Annotated in this window: 22 protein-coding genes; 14 read left to right on the plus strand and 8 right to left on the minus strand. The window is 67.8% G+C overall.

Going from position 1 to position 25092, the window contains the following annotated elements; all coding sequences use genetic code 11:
• Position 1: 1 nt before the first annotated feature.
• The 5 genes from E5P2_RS37640 to E5P2_RS05060 all read right to left on the minus strand — a co-directional run bounded on the left by E5P2_RS37640 (position 2) and on the right by E5P2_RS05060 (position 3886).
• Positions 2 to 586, minus strand: coding sequence for a peroxidase-related enzyme (locus E5P2_RS37640; protein ID WP_162566063.1), 585 nt, complete (start codon positions 584 to 586; stop codon positions 2 to 4).
• Complete coding sequence (locus E5P2_RS37645; protein ID WP_162566064.1) at positions 583 to 1110, minus strand: CMD domain-containing protein; 528 nt, start codon at positions 1108 to 1110, stop codon at positions 583 to 585. Before E5P2_RS37645 ends, E5P2_RS37640 begins: the two co-directional genes overlap by 4 nt.
• Positions 1107 to 2612, minus strand: a complete 1506-nt coding sequence (locus tag E5P2_RS05050; protein WP_162566065.1) for a flavin-containing monooxygenase — start codon at positions 2610 to 2612, stop codon at positions 1107 to 1109. Before E5P2_RS05050 ends, E5P2_RS37645 begins: the two co-directional genes overlap by 4 nt.
• A 119-nt stretch (positions 2613 to 2731) precedes the next feature.
• A complete protein-coding gene (locus E5P2_RS05055) occupies positions 2732 to 3292 on the minus strand; it encodes an acyloxyacyl hydrolase (RefSeq protein ID WP_162566066.1) in 561 nt (186 codons plus the stop codon).
• A gap of 9 nt (positions 3293 to 3301) precedes the next feature.
• Complete coding sequence (locus tag E5P2_RS05060; protein WP_162566067.1) at positions 3302 to 3886, minus strand: BPSL1445 family SYLF domain-containing lipoprotein; 585 nt, start codon at positions 3884 to 3886, stop codon at positions 3302 to 3304.
• A 299-nt stretch (positions 3887 to 4185) separates the two neighbouring features.
• On the opposite strand from E5P2_RS05060, the gene E5P2_RS05065 reads away from it, so the two are divergent.
• From E5P2_RS05065 to E5P2_RS05080, 4 genes are all read left to right on the plus strand, one after another.
• Positions 4186 to 6831: a diguanylate cyclase domain-containing protein gene (locus tag E5P2_RS05065; RefSeq protein WP_162566068.1), complete on the plus strand. Its 2646-nt coding sequence runs from the start codon at positions 4186 to 4188 to the stop codon at positions 6829 to 6831.
• A gap of 137 nt (positions 6832 to 6968) precedes the next feature.
• On the plus strand, positions 6969 to 7277 hold the full coding sequence (locus E5P2_RS05070; protein WP_162566069.1) for a hypothetical protein: 309 nt from the start codon (positions 6969 to 6971) through the stop codon (positions 7275 to 7277).
• Positions 7249 to 8997, plus strand: coding sequence for an IlvD/Edd family dehydratase (locus E5P2_RS05075; protein WP_162566070.1), 1749 nt, complete (start codon positions 7249 to 7251; stop codon positions 8995 to 8997). Before E5P2_RS05070 ends, E5P2_RS05075 begins: the two co-directional genes overlap by 29 nt.
• 140 nt (positions 8998 to 9137) lie before the next feature.
• Entirely contained in the window at positions 9138 to 9539 is a 402-nt protein-coding gene (locus tag E5P2_RS05080) for a hypothetical protein (RefSeq protein WP_162566071.1), read from the plus strand.
• Positions 9540 to 9596: 57 nt separating this feature from the next.
• Here the strand turns inward: E5P2_RS05080 and E5P2_RS05085 are convergent, their stop codons facing one another.
• From E5P2_RS05085 to E5P2_RS05095, 3 genes are all read right to left on the minus strand, one after another.
• Positions 9597 to 9977, minus strand: coding sequence for a helicase SNF2 (locus E5P2_RS05085; RefSeq protein ID WP_162566072.1), 381 nt, complete (start codon positions 9975 to 9977; stop codon positions 9597 to 9599).
• A gap of 290 nt (positions 9978 to 10267) precedes the next feature.
• Positions 10268 to 11188: an SMP-30/gluconolactonase/LRE family protein gene (locus E5P2_RS05090; protein WP_162566073.1), complete on the minus strand. Its 921-nt coding sequence runs from the start codon at positions 11186 to 11188 to the stop codon at positions 10268 to 10270.
• Between the two features lie 57 nt (positions 11189 to 11245).
• Positions 11246 to 12205 (minus strand): LysR family transcriptional regulator, encoded by a 960-nt coding sequence (locus tag E5P2_RS05095; RefSeq protein ID WP_162566074.1) that lies wholly within the window; start codon positions 12203 to 12205, stop codon positions 11246 to 11248.
• Positions 12206 to 12293: 88 nt separating this feature from the next.
• Between E5P2_RS05095 and E5P2_RS05100 the strand changes: the two genes are divergently transcribed.
• The 10 genes from E5P2_RS05100 to E5P2_RS05145 all read left to right on the plus strand — a co-directional run bounded on the left by E5P2_RS05100 (position 12294) and on the right by E5P2_RS05145 (position 25081).
• Positions 12294 to 13745, plus strand: coding sequence for an aldehyde dehydrogenase family protein (locus E5P2_RS05100; RefSeq protein ID WP_162566075.1), 1452 nt, complete (start codon positions 12294 to 12296; stop codon positions 13743 to 13745).
• Positions 13746 to 13793: 48 nt separating this feature from the next.
• The gene (locus tag E5P2_RS05105; protein ID WP_162566076.1) at positions 13794 to 14759 is read left to right on the plus strand and encodes an ABC transporter substrate-binding protein; all 966 of its coding nucleotides are present in this window, start codon (positions 13794 to 13796) and stop codon (positions 14757 to 14759) included.
• Between the two features lie 121 nt (positions 14760 to 14880).
• Positions 14881 to 15951, plus strand: coding sequence for a multiple monosaccharide ABC transporter substrate-binding protein (gene chvE / locus E5P2_RS05110; protein ID WP_162566077.1), 1071 nt, complete (start codon positions 14881 to 14883; stop codon positions 15949 to 15951).
• A gap of 32 nt (positions 15952 to 15983) precedes the next feature.
• The gene (gene mmsA, locus E5P2_RS05115; RefSeq protein ID WP_162570341.1) at positions 15984 to 17507 is read left to right on the plus strand and encodes a multiple monosaccharide ABC transporter ATP-binding protein; all 1524 of its coding nucleotides are present in this window, start codon (positions 15984 to 15986) and stop codon (positions 17505 to 17507) included.
• A complete protein-coding gene (mmsB, locus tag E5P2_RS05120; RefSeq protein ID WP_162566078.1) occupies positions 17497 to 18729 on the plus strand; it encodes a multiple monosaccharide ABC transporter permease in 1233 nt (410 codons plus the stop codon). Before mmsA ends, mmsB begins: the two co-directional genes overlap by 11 nt.
• Positions 18726 to 20258 (plus strand): sugar ABC transporter ATP-binding protein, encoded by a 1533-nt coding sequence (locus E5P2_RS05125; RefSeq protein WP_162566079.1) that lies wholly within the window; start codon positions 18726 to 18728, stop codon positions 20256 to 20258. The genes mmsB and E5P2_RS05125 overlap by 4 nt, the downstream gene beginning before the upstream one ends.
• Positions 20255 to 21322: an ABC transporter permease gene (locus E5P2_RS05130; protein WP_162566080.1), complete on the plus strand. Its 1068-nt coding sequence runs from the start codon at positions 20255 to 20257 to the stop codon at positions 21320 to 21322. Before E5P2_RS05125 ends, E5P2_RS05130 begins: the two co-directional genes overlap by 4 nt.
• The gene (gene yjfF, locus E5P2_RS05135; RefSeq protein WP_162566081.1) at positions 21319 to 22350 is read left to right on the plus strand and encodes a galactofuranose ABC transporter, permease protein YjfF; all 1032 of its coding nucleotides are present in this window, start codon (positions 21319 to 21321) and stop codon (positions 22348 to 22350) included. The genes E5P2_RS05130 and yjfF overlap by 4 nt, the downstream gene beginning before the upstream one ends.
• Positions 22351 to 22389: 39 nt before the next feature.
• Complete coding sequence (locus E5P2_RS05140; RefSeq protein ID WP_162566082.1) at positions 22390 to 24129, plus strand: IlvD/Edd family dehydratase; 1740 nt, start codon at positions 22390 to 22392, stop codon at positions 24127 to 24129.
• 22 nt (positions 24130 to 24151) lie between these two features.
• Entirely contained in the window at positions 24152 to 25081 is a 930-nt protein-coding gene (locus E5P2_RS05145; RefSeq protein ID WP_162566083.1) for a dihydrodipicolinate synthase family protein, read from the plus strand.
• Positions 25082 to 25092 lie beyond the last annotated feature (11 nt).

Raw genomic sequence — 25092 nt, forward strand, 5'->3', positions numbered from 1 at the left:
CTCATGCCGGAAAGACCGGCTCTCCGAGGTTGAGCATCAGCCGGTTGGCCCAGGCGAAGAGCGCCACCGAATGGATCAGGTCGAGGATCTCCAGCTCGGCCAGGCCGGCTTGCCGCAGCGCGCGGATGTCCTCGGCCGCGATCTCGTCGGGCGCCGATCCGAGCCGCACCGAGAAGGCGACGATGGCCTTCTCGCGCGCCGTGGTGCCGGCCGACGAGGGCTCGGTGAACACCTGCTCGATCACATCGCTGCGCTTGGCGAGCTGTTCGAAGCGTTGCGCGTGAACCGAGGCGCAGTAGACGCAGCCGTTGACGCGCGACTCGACGGTGGCGCCGAGTTCGCGCTCGGCGCGCGGCATGCCGCCGGGCGCGAACATGATCGCGTTGAAGGCGATCGACCGCTGCATCAGGATCTCGGGCTGATGGGCCAGCAGCAGGAAGTAGGGCGAGCTTCGGGCCTGCGCGCTCATCTCGTCCATCGCGGCCAGTTGCGCCGGCGTGGCGGTGTCGAGGTTCACCACGTCCAGCCAGGGCTTCCATGCGAGCACCTCGGTGGTGAAGCCGTGGCGGCGGATCGGCTCGCTCATGGCGCCACCTCCGCGGCGGCCATCGCCTGGAGGCCCGCCGCGAGGCGGACCTGATAGGACAGGAAGGCGGTCAACTGACCCAGCGCGACGATGGCCGGCGTCGTGAGGCCGCATGCGGCGAGCGACTGCAATGCGGCGCGATCGCCTTCGATGGGCCGCTGCATGAGCCGGCCCGCGAAGCCCAGCATCGTGCCGAGGCGCGGGTCGGCCAGCGACGACAGCGCGCCGCGCTCGACGGCATCGAGCACCTGCGGCTCGGCGCCTTCGGCCACGAGCCGCTCGCGGTAGTGGCCGGCCAGGCTGTCGGCCTTCGCCACGCGGCAGGCATGCCATGCGACCAGCAGACGTTCGATCACCGAGAGACCTTCGACCGTCGGCGAGAACATCGCCTCCAGGCTGCCCTGCGTGGCGGCGATGACCTTGGGCCGTTGCTGCCGCACGTCCCAGGTGGGCTGGCCCGCGGCGAGCGGCACGATGGCGTCGATCAGGTCGACGGCCGGCGAGGAGGAAGCTGCGGATGTCATGGCGTGTTGTAGCGGGTGCTTTCGGTTCGGGGATCGCGTGCCGGCCCGGGCGGTGCGGCGGGCACCCACTCGTCGCCGAACAGTTCCGGTTCGTCGTAGGCCTCGAGGCGCGCGAAGTGGTGCTCGAAGTCCTCGCGATAGAACAGGCTGGCCATGCCGCCGGCCAGGCGCCGCGCGCCTTCGCTGATCGCGGGGATGTCGCCCGACACCGTGCCGTGCGAGAGCGCGGCCGGATAGCAGAAGCAATGGATGCGGTCGAGCCCGGGGCATGTGCCCGCGCTCTTTTCCTGGAACTCGAAGACCGGTCCCAGGTCGGGCGAGTCGGACAGTTCCTGGTCGTCGTCGCCGGGCGCGGGCGCGAAGCGATCGCCCCATGCGCGCACGTGCGGTGCGATGGCGGAGAGCTCGGGGCGGTTCTGCCAATCGACCTTGAAGCCGGTGGAGACGATCAGGAAGTCGAAGATGAATTCGCCCTTCGGCGTCGATGCGCGCAGCACTTTGCCGTCCCACGCGATCCGCTGGATCGGGCAGCTCATGTTGAAGCGCGCGTTGGGATGGCGCGAGACGCGCAGCGTGCTGCCGTGCGGCGGCGGCGTGTTCGACACGTTGATGTAGTGGCGCACGCGCCATTTGAGTTCGTCGGGCAGGTCGTAGTGTCCCTGCGTCAGCCCCGGCACGCCGGCGCCCTTGCCCTTGTTCACGCGCGGCAGGTCGTCGCGGCGGATCAGCAGGTCGACGCTCTGCGCACCGGCCTCCAGCGCAGTGGCCGCGCTGTCCATCGCCGACGAGCCGGCGCCGACCACGCCCACGCGCAGGCCGGTCAGCTGCGCATAGTCCATCTCGTCGGAAGAATGCGCCCATTTCGCGCGCGGCAGCGCGCCGGTGAAGGCCGGGATCGCGGGGCCGCCAAGACCATCGCGGCCGGTGGCCAGCACGACGCGGCGCGCCAGCACGTGCTCGTTGCCCGCCGGCGTGCGCAGGTCGAGGCGCACCATCGCGTCGGCGCGCGGATGCACGCCGGTGATGGCGATGTCGTTGCGCACGTCGACCGACATCACGCGCCGGTACCAGCGCAGGTAGTCCATCCATTGAAGGCGCGGGATCTTGTCGAGCGCGGCCCAGGCCTCGGCGCCGTATTGCGCTTCGAACCACGCGCGGAAGGTGAGCGCGGGCAGGCCCAGCGCGGGGCCGGTGAGTTCCTTGGGCGATCGCAGCGTCTCCATGCGGGCCGTGGTCGCCCAGGGGCCTTCGCAACCCGCGCTCGAGCGATCGAACACCGCCGCCTGGATGCCCTGCTGCGAAAGAGCCGCCGCCGCGGCCAGGCCGGCCTGCCCGCCGCCGACGATGGCCACGTCCAGCACGCGCTCGCCGTCGTGCCGGCACGCCGGCATCCAGGAACGCGCGGGCCAGCCCAGGCACTCGAGGTCCTTGGCGAGCCGTTGTTCGAGCGCGGCAAGGCCGCCGGGCCGGGGCGGTAGGGCGAAAGCAGGGTCTGTGGTCATCTTGCAAGGGCTTGGGTTCGACCGAGGCGCAGGGCGGCCGCTTTCGCGGCCCGTGCTCGTGGGGTCGATTGTCGCGGATGGAGTTTTCCGGGCCTGCGTCCGCGGCGCAGCGAACGAGTTCAGAAGCGGTACAGGTAGCGCACCCGCAGAAAATTCTCTCCCGGGTTGGGTCGCTTGATGTCCGCGTTCGAGAAATGCTGCAGCCGCAGCGACAGCTCGTGCTGGCCGCGCGCGCCGAAGTTGCGGCCGATGCCGATCTGTTCGGTGAACTGGAAGGCCGTGCTGAACTGACGATGGGGCGTGCGGTAGATGCCGTCGAGCACCGTCGCGCCGATGCCGGCCTCCGCGAACCACGGCGATGCGCCGTCGTCGAGGCGCCAGCGCCAGTTGGCGATGGCGCCGATCTGCGTGTAGCCGTGATGGCCCGGGCCGCTGGCTTGCGGCGCGCGCCATTGGCTCAGGAAGAAGTCCCCGTAGAACGACAGCGGGCCGCCGAGGACCGACGGCCCATAGGCCCACGGCGTCACGAGACCCACTTCCATCGCGTTGGTGCCCGTGTCGCCGTGCGGTGCGCGGCCTGCCTCGACGTAGATGCCGTTGGATTGATCGTCAAACGCTGCAGCGCAGGCGGACAGCGACAGCAGTCCGGTGAACACCAGGGCCCTGGCGCATGTCGACATCGTCCGTGCTCAAGGCTGGACCTCGGTGATCTTGGCGCCTTGCACCGAGACGCCGGCTTCCAGGCCCACGTTGGTCAGCACGAAGCCGACGACGGGCTGCCGGATCGTGTTGGTGTCGATGCTGCCGTTGGCGCCGATGGTCGCGGCGGCCACGGTGGCATCCGCGCCGGCCGTCCAGCCCTTGCTGTTGCGGAACTTGTTCAGCGCCTCCTCGGAATTGAACAGATAGATCACCGCCTTCGATTGCGCACCGGCCTGGAAGCCGATCGAGCCCGCGGTCGTGCTGTAGTAGGCCTGCGTGCGGCCGTTCACGCGCAACGCGCCGCGGCCGTACTCGGCGCCGACGCCCAGGCTGGCACCCACCACCGACGGGAACACCAGCACGCCTCTGGCTCGGGCCACCATGTCGCGCGAGCCCGCCACCGAGTCGTACAGCTTGGACAGCGAGGCATCGACCTGGGCATCGATGGATGTGCGCGAGGAGGTGCTGCTCGCATGGTCGGCCGGGCGCGTGGTGGTGCAACCGACGAAGGCGATGCTGCAGGCGGCCAGTGCGGTGGCGCTAAAGAAAGTTCGGAGACTCGAGGGTTTCATGATGTCCTTCCTTTGACAAAGCAGATGGGAACGGTGAGCCTGGCTGCCGACGAGGCAGCGCGATCAAATGCTAGATCGCTGCGCACGCGGTCGAAGCGACAAGGGAAGACGGCCTACGCAAGCTTGCGGCGCCATGGAAGGCGTCGATGCCTGTCTTCTGCGACGCTGTGCTGACGGCCGATGTCGGCCGCCGCAGAGCGTACATTCGGCTTGCGGGCGCGCCCATGCCCCGCATGGCCGGCTTCGGTGTGTTCGCGCCGGGATGAGGATCGTCGAATGGAAAAACTGGACAAGGGCCGATGCGGTTGACTCTGAGAACCAAGACGGCCTTGCTCACGACCTTCGTCGTTCTCCTGCTGGTTGGCGCAACCGGTGTCTGGCAGTACCGGCGTTTGTCGGACGAGTATGTTGCGCTCATGCGCGCGCAGCAGGACGCATTGACACGGATTGCGGCCGCCGACCTCGACTACAAGCTGAGCATGCACCTGAGCGTGCTCGGCCGCGCGGCCCGGCAGCTCGACGCGCGGAGCTTTGCCGACAGTTCGGCGCAGCAGCGCTTTTTCGCAGGCAGCGGATTGCGTCCGATGTTCGACAGCGCGGCGCTGGTCGCCACGGACGGCGAGGTCGTGGTCAACGATCCGCCCATCGACCGGCCGCTCAACCTCGCGGACCGCGACTATTTCCGTCGGGCGCGGGACACCGCCACTCCGACCATCTCCGCGCCGCTGCTGTCGCGCATCACGCGGCAGCCGGTGATCCTGATGACCGTTCCGGTCAAGGACGACGACGGACGCGTCGCCGGTTTTCTCAGCGCCGCTCTGAGCCTGGATCGCGCCAACGTGCTCGGCGAACTGGCGCACGCCAGCGTCGGCCAGGGCGGCTACTACGCGATCGTGACGCGCGGCGCGAACCCGGTGTTCGTCATGCATCCCGATCCGCGGATGCTGCTGCAGCCTGTTGCGTTGCCGTCGACGCATCTCGGCGACGATGCCTCGCGCGACCTCACGACCAGCGCGCCGATCGACAGCACCGATTGGGAGCTGCGCGTGGTGGTGCCCGCGAAGACGGCCTATGCGCCGCTGCGGGAGGCGCGCCGGGCGCTCGAATTGCAGATGCTCTGGCTCGGCGTGGGCTGCGGCGTGCTGGTGTGGATTGGCACCGCCTGGCTGATGCGCCCGCTGGCGATCCTGTATGCCGCCATCCGCGAGCTGCGGCGGTCTCCCGACAGCGCGGTGAAGCTCGATGTCCGCGCCAACGACGAACGCGGAGACCTCGCGCGGGAGTTCGATGCGCTGATGTCGGAGCTCAGGGACAAGCGAACCGAGATCGCGGCCGTCACCGACGCCTCGCCGCTCGGGCTGTTTCGCAGCGATACCGAGGGACGCATGGTCTACGTCAACGATGCCTACCTGGACATCCAGGGCCTGGTGCGCTCGGAGATGGCCGAAGGATGGTTGAAGCTCGTGCCCGACGCGATCCGCGCCACCGTCCGGGAAGACTGGATGCGCATCGTGCGCAAAGCGCAGCCCTTCCAGACGACGCGCTGGCTTCGGCGCCGCGATGGCACCGAGGTCCTGGTGTCGCTCAGCATGCGCCCGATCATGACGCCCGCAGGCGTCGCCGGCCATGTCGGCACGCTGTCGGACATCACCGAACGCACGCGCGCCGACCAGGCGCTGCGAACCTTGACCGCGATCTTCGAGGCCACCACGGACTACGTGGTGCAGCTCGATGCCAAGGGCCGCCTCACCTACATGAACCCCGCGGCCCGGCGCCGCACCGGCATTGCGCCCGACACGCCCATCGAACACCTGGTGATGGAAGATTTCACGCCGCCCGAATCGCTGGTGCGGATGCACGACGAGATCGTGCCGGCCGCCAGGGCGCATGGCGTCTGGGTCGGCGAGTCGCTCACCTGGGATGCCGAACACAGGCTCTTTCCGGTGAGCCACATGGTGATCGCGCACCGGGACCGGCACGGCAAGGTGGAGCGCTTCTCGGCCATCATGCGCGACATCTCGGCCGCCAAGGAAACCGAGCGCGAGCTGTTGCAAAGCGAAGCCAGGCTCCGCACGGTGGCGGATGCGCTGCCCATGCGGGTCGCCTACATCGACGAGGACCAGCGCTATCGCTTCGTCAACCTCGCGTACGAGGCCGGGTTCGGCCTGCCGCGCGACGCGATACAGGGGCGCAGCGTGCGGGAACTGCTCGGCGACGCGGCCTATCGCACCGTCGAGCCGCACATCCGCGCGGTGCTGTCGGGGCAGCGCGTGACTTTTCAGAGCGAGAGCGCCCAGGCCGACAACGACCTGTGCTTCGAAGCGAACTACATTCCGCAGCTGGCGGCCGGCGGCGATGCCGTCGACGGCTTTCATGCGGTGATCATCGACATCACCGAGCGCAAGCGCGAGGAACGCCGGCTGGTCCGGCTGGCACGCATCGATCCCCTGACCGGCCTGGGCAATCGCGCGGCGTTCGAGGAGCGCCTGGTCGAGGCCATGGACCACAGCCGTCTCGACGGCGCGCTGCTGGCGCTCATGTACCTCGACATCGACCACTTCAAGCGGATCAACGACAGCTGGGGGCATCCCGTCGGCGATGCCTTGCTCAGGGCATTCGCCACGCGCCTGGTCCAGGCCGTTCGCTCGGGCGATTTCGTGGCGCGCCTGGGTGGCGACGAGTTCGTGGTGCTGATGGAGGCATTGCCGCGGCTCGAAGCCGCCGCCCTGGTAGCCGAGCAGATCCTGCAGGCGATGCGCAGCCTGTTCATGTTCGGCGACCGTGCGCTGCAGGTCAGCGCCAGCATCGGTGTCGCCTTTCACCGCGGCGAAGTCACGACGGCCGACGCGCTGGTCCGCCGCGCGGACGAAATGCTCTATCGGGCGAAGGGCGCCGGTCGCGACAACTGCCAGCTGGCAGAGGTTCCCGGCAGTCCGGACATCTGAGGCCGGACCCCTGCGGGCATCGGCCACCTGAGGCAATGCATGGCCTCGGGCAGGGCATTTCTCCTACAGATCGTTGCGCGTGCGGCGTTGATCTTGTTTGACCCAAAAAAAATACTCATTGTTCAAACGAAGACATCATGAGCCGATTTGAGAAACATGCGGAACTGGAAAGACTTCGCAGGATGCTCCACAGCGCGGAGGCGGCCGTGGCCGACTGGCGCGAACGGCTCATCGAATCGCTGGGTGACCGGATGTGCGGCAGCGGGCAGGGACCGGCGCCCGAGGACCTCGCAACCCTTGCAGCGCTGCAGGCCGAGGAACAGCGCGCCAGGGACGTCCATGCGCTGTGCCTGATCTGGGCCGCGGCGCCGTCCGATGTACGCTCGGCGGTCGAACCGACTCCTTCAGGCACGCTCCATGGCCACATCCGCTTTCGAATCCGATGACGATGCCGACGCCTCGGGCATGCGCCGCGGCCTGACCAGCTACGGCGACGCCGGCTTCTCGCTGTTCCTGCGCAAGGCCTTCATCAAGGGCGCGGGCTACACCGACGCCGCGCTCGACCGTCCGGTGGTCGGCATCGCCAGCACCGGCAGCGCGTACAACCCGTGCCACGGCAACGTGCCGCAGCTGATGGAGGCCCTCCGGCGCGGCGTGATGCTGGCCGGCGGCCTGCCGATGGACTTCCCGACCATCTCCGTCCACGAGAGCTTCTCGGCGCCGACCAGCATGTACCTGCGCAACCTCATGTCGATGGACACCGAGGAGATGGTGCGCGCGCAACCGATGGATGCCGTCGTGCTGATCGGCGGCTGCGACAAGACGGTGCCGGCGCAGCTCATGGGCGCGGCCTCCGCGGGCATTCCTTCGATCCAGCTGATCACCGGCTCGATGCTGACCGGCAGCCACCGCGGCGAGCGCGTCGGCGCCTGCACCGATTGCCGGCGCTACTGGGCGAAGTACCGCGCGGGCGACATCGACGCCGATGAAATCGCCGACGTGAACGACCAGCTGGTGGCCAGCGTCGGCACCTGCTCGGTGATGGGCACGGCCAGCACCATGGCCTGCATCGCCGAGGCGCTCGGCATGACGATGCCCGGCGGTGCGTCGCCGCCGGCCGTCACCGCGGACCGCATCCGCATTGCGGAGCAGACAGGTGCGCAGGCGGTGCAGATGGCGCGCGACGGCCTGACCATCGACAAGGTGCTCACGCCCGCCGCGTTCGAGAACGCGATGCGGGTGCTGCTCGCGATCGGCGGCTCGACCAACGGCATCGTGCACCTGACGGCGATCGCGGGCCGCATGGGCCTGGACATCGACCTCGATGCGCTGGACCGCATGGGGCGCGAGACGCCCGTGCTGCTCGATCTCAAGCCCTCGGGCCAGCACTACATGGAGGACTTCCACAAGGCCGGCGGCATGGCGACGCTGCTGCGGGAGCTCAAGCCGCTGCTGAAGCTCGACGCCATGACCGTGACCGGCCGCACGCTGGGCGAAGAGATCGACCGCGCAGGGCCGGGCTTCGCGCAGGACGTGGTGCGACCGATCGCCGATCCGATCTATCCGCAGGGCGGCATCGCCGTGCTGCGCGGCAACCTGGCGCCCGGCGGCGCGATCATCAAGCAGTCCGCGGCGGACGCCGGCCTGATGGAGCACGAGGGCCGCGCCGTGGTCTTCGAGAACGTCGAGGACCTGGCCCTGCGCATCGACCGCGACGATCTGGACGTCACGCGCGACGACATCCTGGTGCTCAAGAACATCGGCCCCAAGGGCGCGCCGGGCATGCCCGAGGCGGGCTACATCCCGATCCCGCGCAAGCTCGCGCGCGCGGGCGTGAAGGACATCGTCCGCATCTCCGACGGCCGCATGAGCGGCACGGCCTTCGGCACCATCGTGCTGCACGTGACGCCCGAATCCGCCATCGGCGGACCGCTCGCCCACGTGCGCAACGGCGACCGCATCCGCTTGAGCGTGGCGAAGCGCGAGATCACGCTGCGCGTGCCCGATGGCGAGCTGGCGCGCCGTGCCGCCGAATCGCCAGTGGCCGAGCCGACGGCCGAACGCGGCTATCGCAAGCTCTTTCTGCAGAGCGTGACGCAGGCCGATCGGGGCGTCGATTTCGATTTCCTGCGTGCGCCGAAGACGCTCGGCAAGGTGCCGCGATAGACAAGGCGCGGCGCTTCTCGCGCAGGCGAAAGACTTGCCTGCAAATCGATGAAAAGCGCACGCCGCGCGGCTGCCGAAAACGCGCCGCAGGCGTACGATGGCACAAGCCGAACACACCATGTTCGATCCGGGCAAAGCTCATGAAGACGCGTTTGGTACTGGGTGCGCATGCAGCGGCAGCCATGATCCTGACCTGCATTCCTGCGAGCGGCCAGAGCATGCAACAGGCCGATTCGCCGATCGCCAGCGAGCAGCTGGAAAGCGACTACCGCGTGATCGCCGCGCGCTGCGGGACACCGGCCTTCGAGAAAGCCTTCACCCGGCGTTCGAAGGCCGCCGTCGCCGCCGGCCTGGTCGTGAAGGGCCGGGATCCCGTCGCCGTCGAGAAGAACATCACCGCCCTGCGGCGCAACCCGATCGTGCTGGTGTCGGCGTCGGCCGATTGCCCCGCCCGCCTGGCCCAGCTGAACGAACTCCTGAAGAGCCGCAACGGCCTGATCAAGGCCGCGCATGGACGAGGTGCCGATCGGGCGTCCCGCTGAAACAAAAAAAACGGGCCATGCTCGGCGCATGGCCCGGTCCTTCGGGTGCCCGGCTGTTTACAGCGAGGCTTGGTTGAAGCCGCGCGCAGCGGCACGGGCCTCGGCGCGAACCGCGGCGCGGTCGATGTTGCTCGCCAGGATCGGCGCCACGCCTGCCGATGCGCCGTCCGCATACGGGTCGGCGCTGTGCGCGGCGGCCACGGCTTGCGAGCGGATCGTTGCGCGGTCGACGTTGCTGGCCAGAACCGGCGCCACGCCAGCCGATGCGCCTTCCGCATACGGGTCGGCGCTGTGCGCCGCGATCACGGCTTGCGAACTCACTTCGGCACGGCTGTTGGCCGAGACGAGGGGATGCACGCCCTCATAGGTTTCGGCTTGCGCGCCGGCCACGGCGAGAAGCGAAAGGGCTGCGGCGGCGATGATCTTCGAGGTCTTCATTTTCAATGTCCTTCAAATGCTTTTGGATGATTCGAACCGGTCTTGGGTGGGTCACCGTCCCTTCGGGGGCGGCCACCTCGCTCGGTGCCCTGTTCACCCAGATCCGCCGTGTGGCGGGTCTGTGGATGAATTGTGCGCCGAGAACTAGGGGAAAACCCTAGGTAAATCGAATCGCGGTGTTCATACGCGGGAAACAATCGACCGAGGGCAAACCCTAGTCTGGGGGTCGATTCTTTGGTGGGAATGAGGAGGCGTGTCGGACAAGGCCGCGTCTTGGCGCGCCTTCGTCCTCAGCCGCCGAAGCGCGGCGCGGGCAAGCCCGTGGCGTCGGTGCGAACGGCGAACAGGCCGCCGGCTTCCGGCTCGGCCTCGCGTTGCGCGGGCGTGAGATCGCTGGTCGCGCTGGTGATGAACAGCGTGCGCAGGTCCGGGCCGCCGAAGGCGCAATTGGTGATGTGGCGGGTGGGCAGCTTCACGCGGCACAGCTCGGCCGCGCTCACCGGGTCGTGGCAGCTCACGCAGGCGCCGCCCCAGTGCGCGATCCAGAGCCGGCCGGCGGCATCGGTGGTCATGCCGTCGGGCAGGCCGTCGCCGCGCGCGAAGCGCAGCCATTCGCGCTTGCCGCTCGGCGTGCCGGTCGCCATGTCGAAGTCGTAGGCGAAGACGCGGCCTCTCACCGTGTCGTTGAAGTACATCGTGCGGCCGTCGGCCGACCAGGTCGGGCCGTTGGTGACGGCGAAGCCGTCGTCGTGCCGGCTGCAGCGGCCGTCCGGATCGAAGCGATAGAGCGCACCGGTCGGCGCCGTGCAGGCGAAGTCCATCGTGCCGCCCCAGAAGCGGCCCTTCGCATCGCACTTGCCGTCGTTGAAGCGGTTGGCTGTGCGCTCCGGTTCAGGCTCGAGCAGATACCGGGGCGGGACCTCGGCCGCGGCAGGATCGAACAGCGCGAAGCCGCGGCGCAGCGTGACGATCAGGCCCGGGCCACCGGCGCGCTCGGCAACCGCCGAGATCTCCTCGTCGAAGTTCCAGCTGGTGCGCATGTCGCTCGCCGGATCGATGCGATGCAGCCGCCGCTCGAGGATGTCGACCCAGTACAGCGCCTGCTCGCGCTGCGACCACAGCGTGCCCTCGCCGAGCGTGGCTGCGGCGGGCCAGATGCAGCGGGGCGCTTCGAGAATCGACGGTGCGGACGACGATGGCGTGGTGTTCATGCGTGTCTCCTGCGGGCGTTCGGCGCTGCGGGTCTTCGGGCGGCGGATCGTATCAGCTCAGTCTGGATCCAAGCGACGCCCATAGGCCTTGAAGCTCTCGGCCTTCAGCGCCTTCATCATCACTTTCGCGGCGGGCGACAGCAGCCGGTCGGTGCGCGTGATGATGCCGAACGCATCCATGTGGCAAGGCATCTCGAGCGGCAGCACGGCGACGATGCCGTGCGACGCGTAGTAGTGGGCCACGTCGGCGGCCAGCACCGCGATCATGTCGCTCTGCTGCAGCATGCGCGTGATGAACAGCAGCGCAGCCGTCTCGATCACGTTGATCGGCGGCTGCACGCCTTCTTCCTGGAACATCAGTTCGAAGCGGTGGCGCAGCACGCTGCCGGCCGGCGGCACGATCCAGCCGGCCGACACCACGTCGCGCAGGCCGAGCCCGCTCGTGCCGAGCAGCGGATGCCCGGGGCGCACCAGCGCGCAGACCGGCTCCTCGGTCAGCGCCTCGTAGCGCAGCTGCGACTTGTCGTGCTCGGCGAAGAGGCGTGCCACCAGGATGTCGAGCTTGCCTTGCTCGAGCCGTTCGAGCAGCACCGGGCTGGTCTCGATCTCGAGCGCGATGCGCAGCGTGGGCTGCTCGCGCTTGACCGCCGCCACCGCCGGCGGCAGCAGCGTGAGTCCGGGCGCGGTGATCGCCCCGACGTTGACCTGGCCGAAGCGCCCGGCCTTGAGCGCCGCGACCTCGTCATGCGCCTGGTTCAGGCTGGCGAGCGCGCCGCGCGCGTGGCGGATCATCGCCTCGCCATACCAGGTCGGCCGCATGCCGCGCGGATGGCGCTCGAACAGCGAGACCTCCAGCACATCCTCCAGGTCTTTGAGCAGTTTCGAGGCCGCCGGCTGCGTCATGTTCAGCACCTGGGCCGCGCGGTGGATGTTGCCTTCCTCGGCCAGCGCCACGAGCAGCAGCAACTGCCGGGTCTTCAGACGCGCACGGATGAACCAGTGCGTGTAGTTGGTCATGGGGTTTTCCTGAATGCGATTTTCGATATCGATTCGATCCAAAGAATGATTGGAAAGATATAGGTGCGATTCCTACACTCGCCGCACCTTGAAGCGCAGTGACCTCCAGCAGAACGCCCGGCAGTACATCAACGGCCGCTGGGAGACCGGCGTGACCACCGGCGTCAGCGAGAACCCCTCCGACACGCGCGAGGTGGTGGCCGAGTACGCACGTGCCGACCGCAGCCAGACCGAGCTTGCGATCCGCGCGGCCGTCGACGCCTTCGCGCACTGGAGCCAGAGCACGCCGCAGCGGCGTGCCGACGTGCTCGATCGCATCGGCAGCGAGATCCTCGCGCGTTGCGACGCGCTGGGCGCACTGCTGGCCCGCGAGGAGGGCAAGACGCTGGCCGAAGCCATCGGCGAAGCCACCCGCGCAGGACAGATCTTCAAGTTCTTCGCCGGCGAGGCCCTGCGCGGCGGCGGCGAAATCCTGGCCTCGGTGCGGCCCGGCGTGCAGGTCGACGTCACGCGCGAACCGGTCGGCGTGGTCGGCCTCATCACGCCCTGGAACTTCCCGCTCGCCATCCCGGCCTGGAAGATCGCGCCGGCCCTCGCGCACGGCAACAGCGTGGTGTTCAAGCCGGCCGAACTGGTCCCGGCTTGCGGCTGGGCGCTGGCCGAGATCATCAGCCGCGCCGGCTTGCCGGCCGGCACCTTCAACCTCGTGATGGGCAGCGGCCGCGAGGTCGGACAGACGATCGCCGACAGCCCGCTGGTCGATGCCATCAGCTTCACCGGCTCGGTCGCCACCGGCGAGCGCATCCTGCAGGCCGCGGCGGCACGGCGCGCCAAGGTGCAGCTCGAGATGGGCGGCAAGAACCCGCTGGTGGTGCTGGCCGATGCCGACCTCGACCGCGCGGTCGATTGCGCGCTGCAGGGCGCGTACTTCTCGACCGGCCAGCGCTGCACCGCATCGAGCCGGCTGATCGTCGAGGCGCCGGTGCACGATGCCTTCGTCGTCCGCCTGCGCCATCGGCTCGCCGCGCTCAAGGTCGGCCATGCGCTGGAGCGCGGCATCGACATCGGCCCGGTGGTCGACCGCCGGCAGCTCGAACAGAACCAGGCCTGGCTCGCGATCGCGAACGACGAAGGCGCCGAGCACGTCCATGGCGGCGAGTTGCTCGAGCGGCCGACGCCCGGCCACTACATGAATCCTGCGCTGTTCCTCGCGCGGCCGGAGCACCGCGTGGCGCGCGAAGAGATCTTCGGCCCGATCGCCTGCGTGCTGCGCGCCGACGACTATGCGCATGCGCTGGCGCTCGCCAACGACACGCCCTTCGGCCTCTGCGCCGGCATCTGCACCAGCTCGCTGGCGCAGGCCACCCACTTCAAGCGCCATGCCCGGGTCGGCATGACGATGGTCAACCTGCCCACCGCCGGCGTCGACTACCACGTGCCCTTCGGCGGGCGCCGCGCATCGAGCTACGGACCGCGCGAGCAGGGCCGCCACGCGGCGGAGTTCTACACCACCGTCAAGACCGGCTACGTGCTGGCCTGAGCGCAGGTGCTGCACCGGAGTTTTTCACCACGCCAACCAGGAGACACCATGAAACTGAACCGTCGCACCCTCACCGTGGCGCTCGCGAGCGCCTCGCTGTCCTCGCTGCTGCCGGCCACGGCCTTCGCGCAGAAGAAGCTGGTCCTGGGTTTTGCCCAGGTCGGCGCCGAAAGCGAATGGCGCACCGCCAACACCGAGTCGATCAAGTCCTCGGCCCAGGACGCGGGCATCGAGCTCAAGTTCTCCGATGCGCAGCAGAAGCAGGAGAACCAGATCAAGGCGATCCGCTCGTACATCGCGCAGAAGGTCGACGTGATCGCGTTCTCGCCGGTGGTCGAATCGGGCTGGGAACCGGTGCTGCGCGAAGCCAAGGCCGCGAAGATTCCCGTGGTGCTGACCGACCGCTCGGTGGACACCAAGGACGACTCGCTCTACGTCACCTTCATGGGCTCCGACTTCATCGAGGAAGGGCGCAAGGCCGGCCGCTGGCTGGTCGAGAAGATGAAGGACCAGAAGGGCGACGTCAACATCGTCGAGCTGCAGGGCACGGTGGGCTCGGCGCCGGCGATCGACCGCAAGAAGGGCTTCGAGGAAATCATCAAGTCCGATCCGAAGTTCAAGATCATCCGCTCGCAGACCGGCGACTTCACGCGCGCCAAGGGCAAGGAGGTGATGGAAGCTTTCTTGAAAGCCGACGGCAAGAAGATCAACGTGCTCTTCGCGCACAACGACGACATGGCGATCGGCGCCATCCAGGCCATCGAGGAAGCGGGCCTGAAGCCGGCCAAGGACATCGTGATCATCTCGATCGACGGCGTGAAGGGCGCGTTCGAGGCCATGATGGCCGGCAAGCTCAATGTCTCGGTCGAATGCAGCCCGCTGCTGGGCCCGCAGCTGATGAGCGCCGTGAAGGACATCAAGGCCGGCAAGACCTTGCCCAAGCGCATCGTGACGGTGGAGAGCATCTTCCCGATGGAAGTCGCCGCGGCGGAATTCCCGAAGCGCAAATATTGAGCACACCCCCAGGCTTGCCCACTTCGTGTGGCCGCCAACCCCCTTGCAGGGGGCAACACCAGCGGACCGGCAAAGCCGGATCCGCGGTGTTCCTGGAACTGAATACAACGGAGACTCTTCAATGAAACGCAACTTCCTCAAGACCCTGCTCGCTGGCGCCGCGTTCGCGCTGATCGGCCTCGCGCCGCCGGCCCAGGCCCAGGACAAGGGTCTCATCGCCATCTCGATGCCGACCAAGTCGTCGGCGCGCTGGATCGCCGACGGCGCCAACATGGTCAAGGACTTCCAGGCCAAGGGCTACAAAACCGACCTGCAGTACGCCGACGACGACATCCCCAACCAACTGGCCCAGATCGAGAACATGGTGACCAAGGGCTCGAAGGTGCTGGTGATCGCCGCCATCGACGGCACCACCCTGTCGGACGTGCTGCAGAAGGCGGCCGACAAGGGCGTCAAGGTGATCGCCTACGACCGGCTGATCAGGGGCTCGAAGAACGTCGACTACTACGCCACCTTCGACAACTTCCAGGTCGGCGTGCTGCAGGCCGGCTACATCGAGAACGCGCTCAAGCTCAAGGAAGGCAAGGGCCCGTTCAACATCGAGCTGTTCGGCGGATCGCCGGACGACAACAACGCCTTCTTCTTCTACAACGGCGCGATGTCGGTGTTGAAGCCCTATCTCGACAGCGGCAAGCTGGTGGTGCGCAGCAAGCAGATGGGCATGGACAAGGTCTCGACCCTGCGCTGGGACGGCGCGGTGGCGCAGGCGCGCATGGACAACCTGCTGTCGGCCTACTACACCAAGGACCACGTCGATGCCGTGCTGTCGCCCTATGACGGGCTGTCGATCGGCATCATCTCGTCGTTGAAAGGCGTAGGCTACGGCTCGCCGCAGCAGCCGATGCCGGTGGTGACCGGGCAGGATGCCGAAGTGCCGTCGATCAAGTCGATCCTGAAGAAGGAGCAGACTTCGACCGTGTTCAAGGACACGCGCGAACTCGCCAAGGTCACGGTGAACATGGTGGACGCGATGCTGGCCGGCAAGCAGCCCGAGGTGAACGACACCAAGACCTACAACAACGGCGTCAAGATCGTGCCCTCGTACCTGCTCAAGCCGGTGAGCGTCGATGCCTCGAACTGGAAGCAGGTGCTGGTCGACAGCGGCTACTACAAGGACAGCCAGTTCAAATAGAAGGAGACAGGGTGCAGGACGTCATTCTGGAGATGCGCGGCATCACCAAGACCTTCCCCGGCGTGAACGCGCTGGACAACGTCAACCTCGCGGTGCGCGCCGGCGAGATCCACGCGGTGGTCGGCGAGAACGGCGCCGGCAAGTCCACGCTGATGAAGGTGCTGAGCGGCGTCTACCCCTGCGACTCCTATGCGGGCGAGATCCATTTCGAGGGCGAGCTGCGCCGCTTCAAGGGCATCGCCGACAGCGAGAAGATCGGCATCATCATCATCCACCAGGAGCTGGCGCTGGTGCCGCTGCTCTCGATCGCCGAGAACATCTTCCTCGGCAACGAGACGGCCAAGGGCGGCGTGATCGACTGGTTCGCCGCCTATGCGAAGACGCGCGCGCTGCTGGCCAAGGTCGGGCTGCGCGAGCCGCCGACGGCGCTGGTCACGCACCTGGGTGTCGGCAAGCAGCAGCTGGTCGAGATCGCGAAAGCACTGTCGAAGGAGGTCAAGCTCCTGATTCTCGACGAGCCGACCGCGAGCCTCAACGAGAGCGACAGCGACGCGCTGCTGGCGCTCTTGCTCGAACTCAAGGCGCAGGGCATCGCCTCGATCCTGATCTCGCACAAGCTCAACGAGATCGCCAAGGTGGCCGACTCGATCACCGTGCTGCGCGACGGCGCGACGGTGGAGACCATGGACTGCCGCGGCGAAGGCGTCAGCGAGGACCGCATCATCCGCGGCATGGTGGGCCGCGACATGGCGCACCGCTATCCGCAGCGCACGCCGAAGATCGGCGAGACCGTGTTCGAGGTGCGCGACTGGCGCGTGCACCATGCGCAGCACGCCGATCGCGAGACGATCAAGGGCGTGAATCTGCATGTGCGGCGCGGCGAGATCGTCGGCATCGCCGGCCTGATGGGCGCCGGCCGCACCGAGTTCGCGATGAGCGTGTTCGGCCGCGCCTGGGGCCAGTGCATCAGCGGCTCGGTGTGGATGCACGGCAAGGAGGTCGACGTCTCGACCATCCGCCGCGCCATCGACCACGGCATCGCCTACGTCACCGAGGACCGCAAGAGCCTGGGCCTGCTGCTGGACGAGGACATCCGCAAGAACGTGACATTGGCCAACCTCGCCGCGGTGTCCGACGGCGGCGTGATCGACGAGGGCCGCGAGTTCAAGGTCGCCCAGGACTACCGGCGCATGCTCAACATCCGTTCCGCCGGCGTGCAGCAGCAGGTGGTCAATCTGTCGGGCGGCAATCAGCAGAAGGTGGTGCTGGGCAAGTGGCTGTTCGCGCGGCCCGAACTGCTCATGCTCGACGAGCCGACGCGCGGCATCGATGTCGGCGCCAAGTACGAGATCTACACGCTCATCGACCAGCTCGCGAGCGAAGGCAAGGGAATTCTCATGATCTCTTCCGAACTGCCCGAACTGCTCGGGATGTGCGACCGCATCTACGTGATGAACGAAGGGCGCTTCGTGGCCGAGTTTCCGGCGGCACAAGCATCGCAGGAAAAGATCATGCGCGTCATCGTCGCCTCGGGGAGTTCTGTCCATGCAGCGTGAACCCGAAGCCGCCGTGAAGCCGGCCCCACCGATCGCAACGCCTGCTGCCGCCGCCGCGGCCGCTGCCGAGCACGCGGGCTTCCTCAAGAACAACCTGCGCGAATACGGCATGCTGATCTCGCTGGTCGCGATCATGGTGCTGTTCCAGGTGCTGACCGACGGCACGCTGATGCGGCCGCTCAATCTCACCAACCTGCTGCTGCAGAACAGCTACATCGTGATCATGGCGCTCGGCATGCTGCTGGTGATCGTGGCCGGCCACATCGACCTGTCGGTGGGCTCGGTGGCCGGGTTCATCGGCGCGCTGGCCGCGGTGCTGATGGTGGAGTACGACTGGAATTTCGTGCCGGCCTGCATCGTCTGCCTGATCGCGGGCGGGCTGGTCGGCGCGGCGCAGGGCTGGTTCGTGGCGTTCTTTCGCATCCCGTCCTTCATCGTCACGCTGGCCGGCATGCTGGTGTTCAAGGGGCTCACGCTGGCCTTGCTGGCAGGGCAGTCGGTCGGGCCGTTCCCCGAGGTGTTCCAGAAGCTGAGTTCGGGCTTCGTGCCCGACGTGCTGGGCGGCGAAAGCCTGCGCACCACCTCGCTGTTGCTGGGCGTGGCGGCCGCCGCAGCGCTGGTCTTCTTCAAGCTGCGCGGCCGCGCCAAGCTCGCGCAGTACGGCATGGCGCAGGAGCCCTATGCCTTCTTCCTCGGCAAGAACCTGTTCTTCGCCGCGATCATCGTGCTGCTCTGCTACCTGCTCGCGACCTACAAGGGCCTGCCCAATGTGCTGATCGTGATGGCGGTGCTGATCGTCGCCTACGACTTCGTCACCAACCGCACCACGGTCGGCCGGCGCATCTACGCGCTCGGCGGCAACGAGAAGGCGGCGCGGCTGTCGGGCATCAAGACGCAGCGGCTGGCCTTCCTTACTTTCGTCAACATGGGCGTGCTGGCCGCGCTGGCGGGCCTGGTGTTCGCGGCGCGGCTCAACACCGCGACACCCAAGGCGGGCCTGGGCTTCGAGCTCGACGTGATCGCGGCCTGCTTCATCGGCGGCGCCTCGGCCTCGGGGGGTGTCGGCAAGGTGATGGGCGCGGTGATCGGCGCCTTCGTGATGGGCGTGATGAACAACGGCATGTCGATCCTCGGCATCGGCATCGACTACCAGCAGGTTATCAAGGGGCTGGTGCTGCTGGCCGCGGTCTTCATCGACGTCTACAACAAAAATAAAACATGACCGAAGCACCCGCTTTTTCGCAGGCGCCGGTGCTGTCGCTGACCGGCATCCACAAGCAGTTCAACGGCGTGCCTGCGCTGCGCGACGTGGCGCTCGCGCTGCGGCCGGGCGAGATCCATGCGCTGATGGGGCAGAACGGCGCGGGCAAGTCGACTTTGATCAAGGTGCTCACCGGCGTCTACACCGCCGACAGCGGCGAGATGCGGCTGGCGGGCCGCGCGATCCGGCCGGCCTCGCCGCTGGAGGCGCAGCGCCTGGGCATCAGCACGGTCTATCAGGAAGTCAACCTGTGCCCGAACCTGTCAGTGGCCGAGAACATCTTCTCGGGCCGCTATCCGCGCTGCGGCCCGGCGCAGGGCTTTCGCATCGACTGGGCGAAGGCGCGCCGCGATGCGCGCGCGCTGCTGGCGCGGCTGGAGGTCGATATCGACGTCACGCAGCTGCTGTCGAGCTATTCGGTGGCAGTGCAGCAGATGGTCGCGATCGCGCGCGCGCTCGGCTTGTCGTCGACGGTGCTGATCCTCGACGAGCCGACCTCGAGCCTGGACGACGACGAGGTCAAGAGTCTGTTCGCCGTGCTGCGCCGGCTGCGCGGCGAAGGCCTCGCGATCCTGTTCGTCACGCATTTCCTGAACCAGGTCTATGCGGTGTCGGACCGCATCACGGTGCTGCGCAATGGCGGCTGGGTCGGCGAATGGGCCGCGGCCGATCTGCCGCCGCAGGCGCTGATCTCGGCCATGGTCGGTCGCGAACTCGCGGCACAGGCCACTGGCCATGCGCAATTGCCCGTCATCGACGAAGCCGCGCGGCCGGTGCTCGAGGCCCAGGCGATCGGGCAGGCCGGCCAGCTGCAGCCGGTCGACCTGCGCGTGCGCCCGGGTGAGGTGGTGGGCCTCGCGGGCCTGCTGGGTTCGGGCCGTACCGAACTCGCGCGCCTGCTGTTCGGCCTGGCCGCGCCCGATTGCGGCAGCCTCAGCGTGGACGGCGTCGCGGTCACGTTCGCGAACCCGGCCGATGCGGTGCGACACGGCTTGGCGCTGTGCCCCGAGGAGCGCAAGACCGACGGCATCGTGGCCGAGCTGTCGCTGCGCGAGAACATCGCGCTGGCGCTGCAGGCGCGGCGCGGCGTGCGCAACACGCTGTCACGCGCCGAGCAGACCGCACTGGCCGAGCGCTTCGTCAAGGCGCTGGGCATCAAGACGGCCAGCGTCGACACGCCCATCGGCCTGCTCTCGGGCGGCAACCAGCAGAAGGCGCTGCTCGCGCGCTGGCTGGCGACCGAGCCGCGCCTGCTGATCCTCGACGAGCCGACGCGCGGCATCGACGTCGCGGCCAAGCAGGAAATCATGGACGAGATCCTGCGCCTGGCGCGCGGCGGCATGGCGGTGCTTTTCATCTCGTCGGAGATGAACGAGGTGGTACGGATCTCGCACCGCATCGCGGTGCTGCGCGAACGGCGCAAGGTGGGCGAGCTGCCGGCGGGTAGCGATGAAGATGCCGTCTACGAACTGATCGCGGCGGAATCATGAACGCATCGCTCATCGAGACCATCGCGCGAATGTTCCGCCACCGGCTTGCATGGCCGATCGTCACGCTGCTTGTGCTGCTGGCGGTCAACGCCGCCTTCAACACGAACTTCCTGCACCTGGAATGGCGCGGCGGCCATCTGTATGGCAGCCTGATCGACATCCTCAACCGCGCGGCGCCGCTGGTGCTGGTGTCGCTCGGCATGACGCTGGTGATCGCGACACGCGGCATCGACATCTCGGTCGGCGCGGTGGTCGCGATCGCGGCGGCGCTCGCGGCCTGGATGATCGGCGGGTCGCTGGTCGTGAGCAACGGCGCCGCGGCCGAGGTCAGCCGCTTCCCGATGTGGATGGCAATCGTCGCGGCGCTCGGAGCGGCCCTGGTCTGCGGCCTGTGGAACGGCCTCCTGGTGGCGCGCGTCGGCATGCAGCCGATCATCGCGACGCTGATCCTGATGGTGGCGGGGCGCGGCATTGCGCAGCTGATCACGGGCGGGCAGATCATCACCATCTACTACAAGCCCTTCTTCTTCATCGGCAGCGGCTATCTGTTCGGGCTGCCGTTCTCGGTCTATGTCGCGGCGCTGGTGTTCGTGCTGCTCTATCTCGCGATCACGCGCAGCGCGCTTGGCCTCTTCATCCAGGCCGTGGGCATCAACCCGAGTGCGGCACACGTGGCCGGCGTGCGGGCGCGCCGCATCATCCTCAGTGCCTACATGTTCTGCGGCTTCTGCGCCGGCGTGGCAGGTCTCCTGATCAGCTCCAACGTCAAGAGCGCCGACGGCAACAACGCGGGGCAGCTGCTGGAACTGGATGCGATCCTCGCGGTCACGCTCGGCGGCACGCTGCTCACGGGCGGGCGCTTCAGCCTGGTCGGCAGCGTGATCGGCGCCCTGATCATCCAGACGCTGACCTACGCGATCTACTCGCTGGGCGTGCCGCCCGAGATCAACCTGGTGGTGAAGGCCGTCGTGGTGTTCGCGGTCATGCTGGTGCAGTCGGCCGAGTTCCGCGCCAGCCTGCGCGTGCTGGTGCAGCGGCCGGTGCGCGGGGCTTTGAAGCCATGAGTGCACTGATCTCGCGTCCCACAGCAACCGCCGCGCCTGCGAGGGCGCCCCGGCCTGCACGCGTGCGCCTCAATCCCAGGCACCTGCCGCTGGCCGCCACCATCTCGCTGTTCGTGCTGATGGGCACGCTGGGCTCGGTGCGCTACGACGGCTTCTTCTCGCTGCAGGTCTTCCTGAACCTGCTGATCGACAACGCCTTTCTGTGCATCGTCGCGGTCGGCATGACCTTCGTGATCCTGTCGGGCGGCATCGATCTGTCGGTGGGTTCGGTGATCGCGCTGACCACGATGGTCTCGGCCGCATTGGTCGAGAAGCAGGGTTGGAGTCCGGCGATCGTGATCCCGCTGGTGCTGGCGATGGGCACGCTGTTCGGCGCCTTCATGGGCGTGCTGATCGAGCGCTTCCGGCTGCAGCCCTTCATCGTGACGCTGGCCGGCATGTTCCTCGCGCGCGGCCTGTGCTATCTGATCAGCATCGATTCGATCAGCATCACCGACGAGACCTACTCGGCGCTCTCGCAGTGGCGGCTGCCGGTGTGGGGCGATGCGTCCATCTCGCTGTCTGCGCTGATCGCACTGGTCGTGGTTGCGCTCGGTGTGTTCATTGCGCATTGCACACCCTTCGGCCGCACCGTCTATGCGATCGGCGGCAGCGAGCAGTCGGCGCTGCTGATGGGACTGCCGGTGCGCAGCACCGTCGTCGGCGTCTACACGCTCTCGGGCTTCTGCTCGGCGCTGGGCGGCGTGGTGTTTACCTTCTACATGCTGTCGGGCTACGGCCTGCACGCGGTCGGCCTCGAGCTCGATGCGATCGCGGCCGTGGTGATCGGCGGCACGCTGCTCAGCGGCGGCGTCGGCTACGTGATCGGCACGCTGTTCGGCGTGCTGATGCTGGGCATCATCCAGACGCTCATCTCTTTCGACGGCACGCTGAGTTCGTGGTGGACGCGCATCGTGGTCGGTGCCTTGCTCTTCGTCTTCTGCCTCTTGCAACGGCTGTTCACCGCGCGCAGCGCGCGGCGCGGCTGAGGTCGGCCGCTCCTCTTCCTTTCACAGAAAAGTCCACGCATGCCCGATACCGCGAAGAAGAAGCTGCGCTCCACCGAATGGTTCGGTGCGGCCGACAAGAACGGCTTCATGTACCGCAGCTGGATGAAGAACCAGGGCGTGCCCGATCACGAGTTCGACGGTCGGCCGATCATCGGCATCTGTAACACCTGGTCGGAGCTCACGCCCTGCAACGCGCACTTTCGCAAGATCGCCGAGCACGTCAAGCGCGGCGTCTCCGAGGCCGGCGGCTTCCCGGTCGAGTTCCCGGTCTTCTCCAACGGCGAATCGAACCTGCGGCCGACCGCGATGCTCACGCGCAACCTCGCGAGCATGGATGTCGAGGAGGCGATCCGCGGCAATCCGATCGACGCCGTGGTGCTGCTCACCGGCTGCGACAAGACCACGCCGGCACTGCTGATGGGCGCCGCGAGCTGCGACGTGCCGACCATCGTCGTCACCGGCGGGCCGATGCTCAACGGCAAGCTCGAAGGCCGCGACATCGGCTCGGGCACGGCCGTGTGGCAGCTGCACGAAGCGATGAAGGCGGGCGAAATCGACGTCCACCAGTTCCTCTCGGCGGAGGCGGGCATGTCGCGTTCGGCGGGCACCTGCAACACCATGGGCACCGCGTCCACCATGGCCTGCATGGCCGAGGCGCTGGGCGCCTCGCTGCCGCACAACGCAGCCATTCCGGCGGTCGATGCGCGGCGCTACGTGCTGGCGCAGATGTCGGGCATGCGCATCGTCGAGATGGCGCGCGAAGGGCTGGTGCTGTCGAAGATCCTCACGCGCGCGGCCTTCGAGAACGCGATCCGAACCAACGCCGCGATCGGCGGCTCGACCAATGCGGTGATCCATCTGAAGGCGATCGCGGGCCGCATCGGCGTGCCGCTCGAACTCGAGGACTGGACCCGCATCGGCCGCGGCACGCCGACGCTGGTCGACCTGATGCCCTCGGGCCGTTTCCTGATGGAGGAGTTCTATTACGCGGGCGGCCTGCCTGCCGTGCTGCGCCGCCTCGGCGAGCATGGCCTGCTGCCGCATCCCGATGCGCTCACGGTCAACGGGCAGTCGCTGTGGGACAACGTGCGCAACGCGCCCAGCCACAACGACGAGGTGATCCGCCAGCTCGACAATCCGCTCATCGAGGACGGCGGCATCTGCATCCTGCGCGGCAATCTCGCGCCGCGCGGCGCGGTGCTCAAGCCCTCGGCCGCGTCGCCCGAATTGCTGCGGCACCGCGGCCGCGCGGTGGTGTTCGAGAACTTCGAGCATTACAAGGAACGCATCGTCGACGAAGCGCTCGAGGTCGACGCCGGCTCCGTGCTGGTGATGAAGAACTGCGGTCCCAAGGGCTATCCCGGCATGGCCGAGGTCGGCAACATGGGCCTGCCGCCGAAGCTGCTGCGCCAGGGCATCAAGGACATGGTGCGCATCTCGGATGCGCGCATGAGCGGCACCGCCTACGGCACGGTGGTGCTGCACGTGGCGCCCGAGGCGGCCGACGGCGGTCCGCTGGCCGCGGTGCGCGACGGCGACTGGATCGAGCTCGATTGCGAGCAGGGCCGCCTGCACCTGGACATCGGCGACGACGAACTGAGGGCGCGGCTGGCTGCGTTGCAGGCCGACATGGCGCCGCTCGGTGGCGGCGGCTATCGGCGCTTGTATGTCGAGCATGTGCTGCAGGCTGACGAAGGCTGCGACTTCGACTTCCTGGTCGGCTGCCGCGGTGCGGCCGTGCCACGCCATTCGCATTGATCCATCGACCCGGACTTTCACGATGACCTCTTCGACCCTGCCCCGCTACCGCGGCATTTTTCCGGTCGCGCCGACCCCCTTCACCGAGCGCGGTGAACTCGACCTCGCCAGCCAGAGGCGCTGCATCGATTTCATGATCGACGCGGGCTCGGACGGCATCTGCATCCTCGCCAACTTCTCCGAGCAGTTCGTGCTGTCGGACGACGAACGCGAGCTGCTGACCCGCACCGTGCTCGAACACGTCGCCGGCCGCGTGCCGGTGATCGTCACCACCACCCACTTCGCAACCCGTGTCTGCATCGAGCGCAGCCTGCGCGCGCAGGCGATGGGCGCGGCCATGCTGATGGTGATGCCGCCCTACCATGGCGCCACCTTCCGCGTGCCCGAGCCGCAGATCTTCGACTTCTATGCACAGCTGTCCGATGCGGTCGACATACCGATCATGGTGCAGGACGCGCCGGCCAGCGGCACCGTGCTGTCGGCGCCCTTCCTCGCGCGGATGGCGCGGGAGATCGAGCACCTGGCGTACTTCAAGATCGAGACTGCCGGCGCGGCCGCGAAGATCCGCGAGCTGATCCGCCTGGGCGGCGACGCGATCGAAGGTCCGTGGGACGGCGAGGAAGCCATCACGCTGATGCCCGACCTCGATGCCGGCGCCACCGGCTCGATGACCGGGGGTGCCTATGCCGATGGCCTCCGGCCGATCCTCATGGACCATCTCGCAGGCCGGCGCGAAGAGGCTTTCGCGCGCTACCAGCAATGGCTGCCGCTGATCAACTACGAGAACCGCCAAGCCGGGCTGCTGGCCTGCAAGGCCTTGATGAAGGAGGGCGGAGTGATCGATTGCGAAGCGCCGCGCCATCCGCTGCCGGCGCTGCATCCGGACACGCGCGCGGGACTGATCGAGACCGCGCGCCGGCTCGATCCGCTGGTGCTGCGCTGGGGCCGCTGAAGGCTTCGCCC

The sequence above is a fragment of the Variovorax sp. SRS16 genome (assembly GCF_901827165.1).
Lineage (GTDB): Bacteria > Pseudomonadota > Gammaproteobacteria > Burkholderiales > Burkholderiaceae_C > Variovorax.

Coding starts and splice junctions, on each gene's coding strand:
- E5P2_RS05090 (WP_162566073.1), bottom strand. CDS start 11,188: ATGAACACCACGCCATCGTCGTCCGCACCGTCGATTCTCGAAGCGCCC.
- E5P2_RS05095 (WP_162566074.1), bottom strand. CDS start 12,205: ATGACCAACTACACGCACTGGTTCATCCGTGCGCGTCTGAAGACCCGG.
- E5P2_RS05085 (WP_162566072.1), bottom strand. CDS start 9,977: ATGAAGACCTCGAAGATCATCGCCGCCGCAGCCCTTTCGCTTCTCGCC.
- chvE (WP_162566077.1), top strand. CDS start 14,881: ATGAAACGCAACTTCCTCAAGACCCTGCTCGCTGGCGCCGCGTTCGCG.
- E5P2_RS05075 (WP_162566070.1), top strand. CDS start 7,249: ATGGCCACATCCGCTTTCGAATCCGATGACGATGCCGACGCCTCGGGC.
- E5P2_RS05105 (WP_162566076.1), top strand. CDS start 13,794: ATGAAACTGAACCGTCGCACCCTCACCGTGGCGCTCGCGAGCGCCTCG.
- E5P2_RS05065 (WP_162566068.1), top strand. CDS start 4,186: ATGCGGTTGACTCTGAGAACCAAGACGGCCTTGCTCACGACCTTCGTC.
- E5P2_RS05055 (WP_162566066.1), bottom strand. CDS start 3,292: ATGTCGACATGCGCCAGGGCCCTGGTGTTCACCGGACTGCTGTCGCTG.
- E5P2_RS05140 (WP_162566082.1), top strand. CDS start 22,390: ATGCCCGATACCGCGAAGAAGAAGCTGCGCTCCACCGAATGGTTCGGT.
- E5P2_RS37640 (WP_162566063.1), bottom strand. CDS start 586: ATGAGCGAGCCGATCCGCCGCCACGGCTTCACCACCGAGGTGCTCGCA.
- E5P2_RS05070 (WP_162566069.1), top strand. CDS start 6,969: ATGAGCCGATTTGAGAAACATGCGGAACTGGAAAGACTTCGCAGGATG.
- E5P2_RS05145 (WP_162566083.1), top strand. CDS start 24,152: ATGACCTCTTCGACCCTGCCCCGCTACCGCGGCATTTTTCCGGTCGCG.
- E5P2_RS05080 (WP_162566071.1), top strand. CDS start 9,138: ATGAAGACGCGTTTGGTACTGGGTGCGCATGCAGCGGCAGCCATGATC.
- E5P2_RS05130 (WP_162566080.1), top strand. CDS start 20,255: ATGAACGCATCGCTCATCGAGACCATCGCGCGAATGTTCCGCCACCGG.
- E5P2_RS05060 (WP_162566067.1), bottom strand. CDS start 3,886: ATGAAACCCTCGAGTCTCCGAACTTTCTTTAGCGCCACCGCACTGGCC.
- yjfF (WP_162566081.1), top strand. CDS start 21,319: ATGAGTGCACTGATCTCGCGTCCCACAGCAACCGCCGCGCCTGCGAGG.
- E5P2_RS37645 (WP_162566064.1), bottom strand. CDS start 1,110: ATGACATCCGCAGCTTCCTCCTCGCCGGCCGTCGACCTGATCGACGCC.
- mmsB (WP_162566078.1), top strand. CDS start 17,497: ATGCAGCGTGAACCCGAAGCCGCCGTGAAGCCGGCCCCACCGATCGCA.
- mmsA (WP_162570341.1), top strand. CDS start 15,984: ATGCGCGGCATCACCAAGACCTTCCCCGGCGTGAACGCGCTGGACAAC.
- E5P2_RS05050 (WP_162566065.1), bottom strand. CDS start 2,612: ATGACCACAGACCCTGCTTTCGCCCTACCGCCCCGGCCCGGCGGCCTT.
- E5P2_RS05125 (WP_162566079.1), top strand. CDS start 18,726: ATGACCGAAGCACCCGCTTTTTCGCAGGCGCCGGTGCTGTCGCTGACC.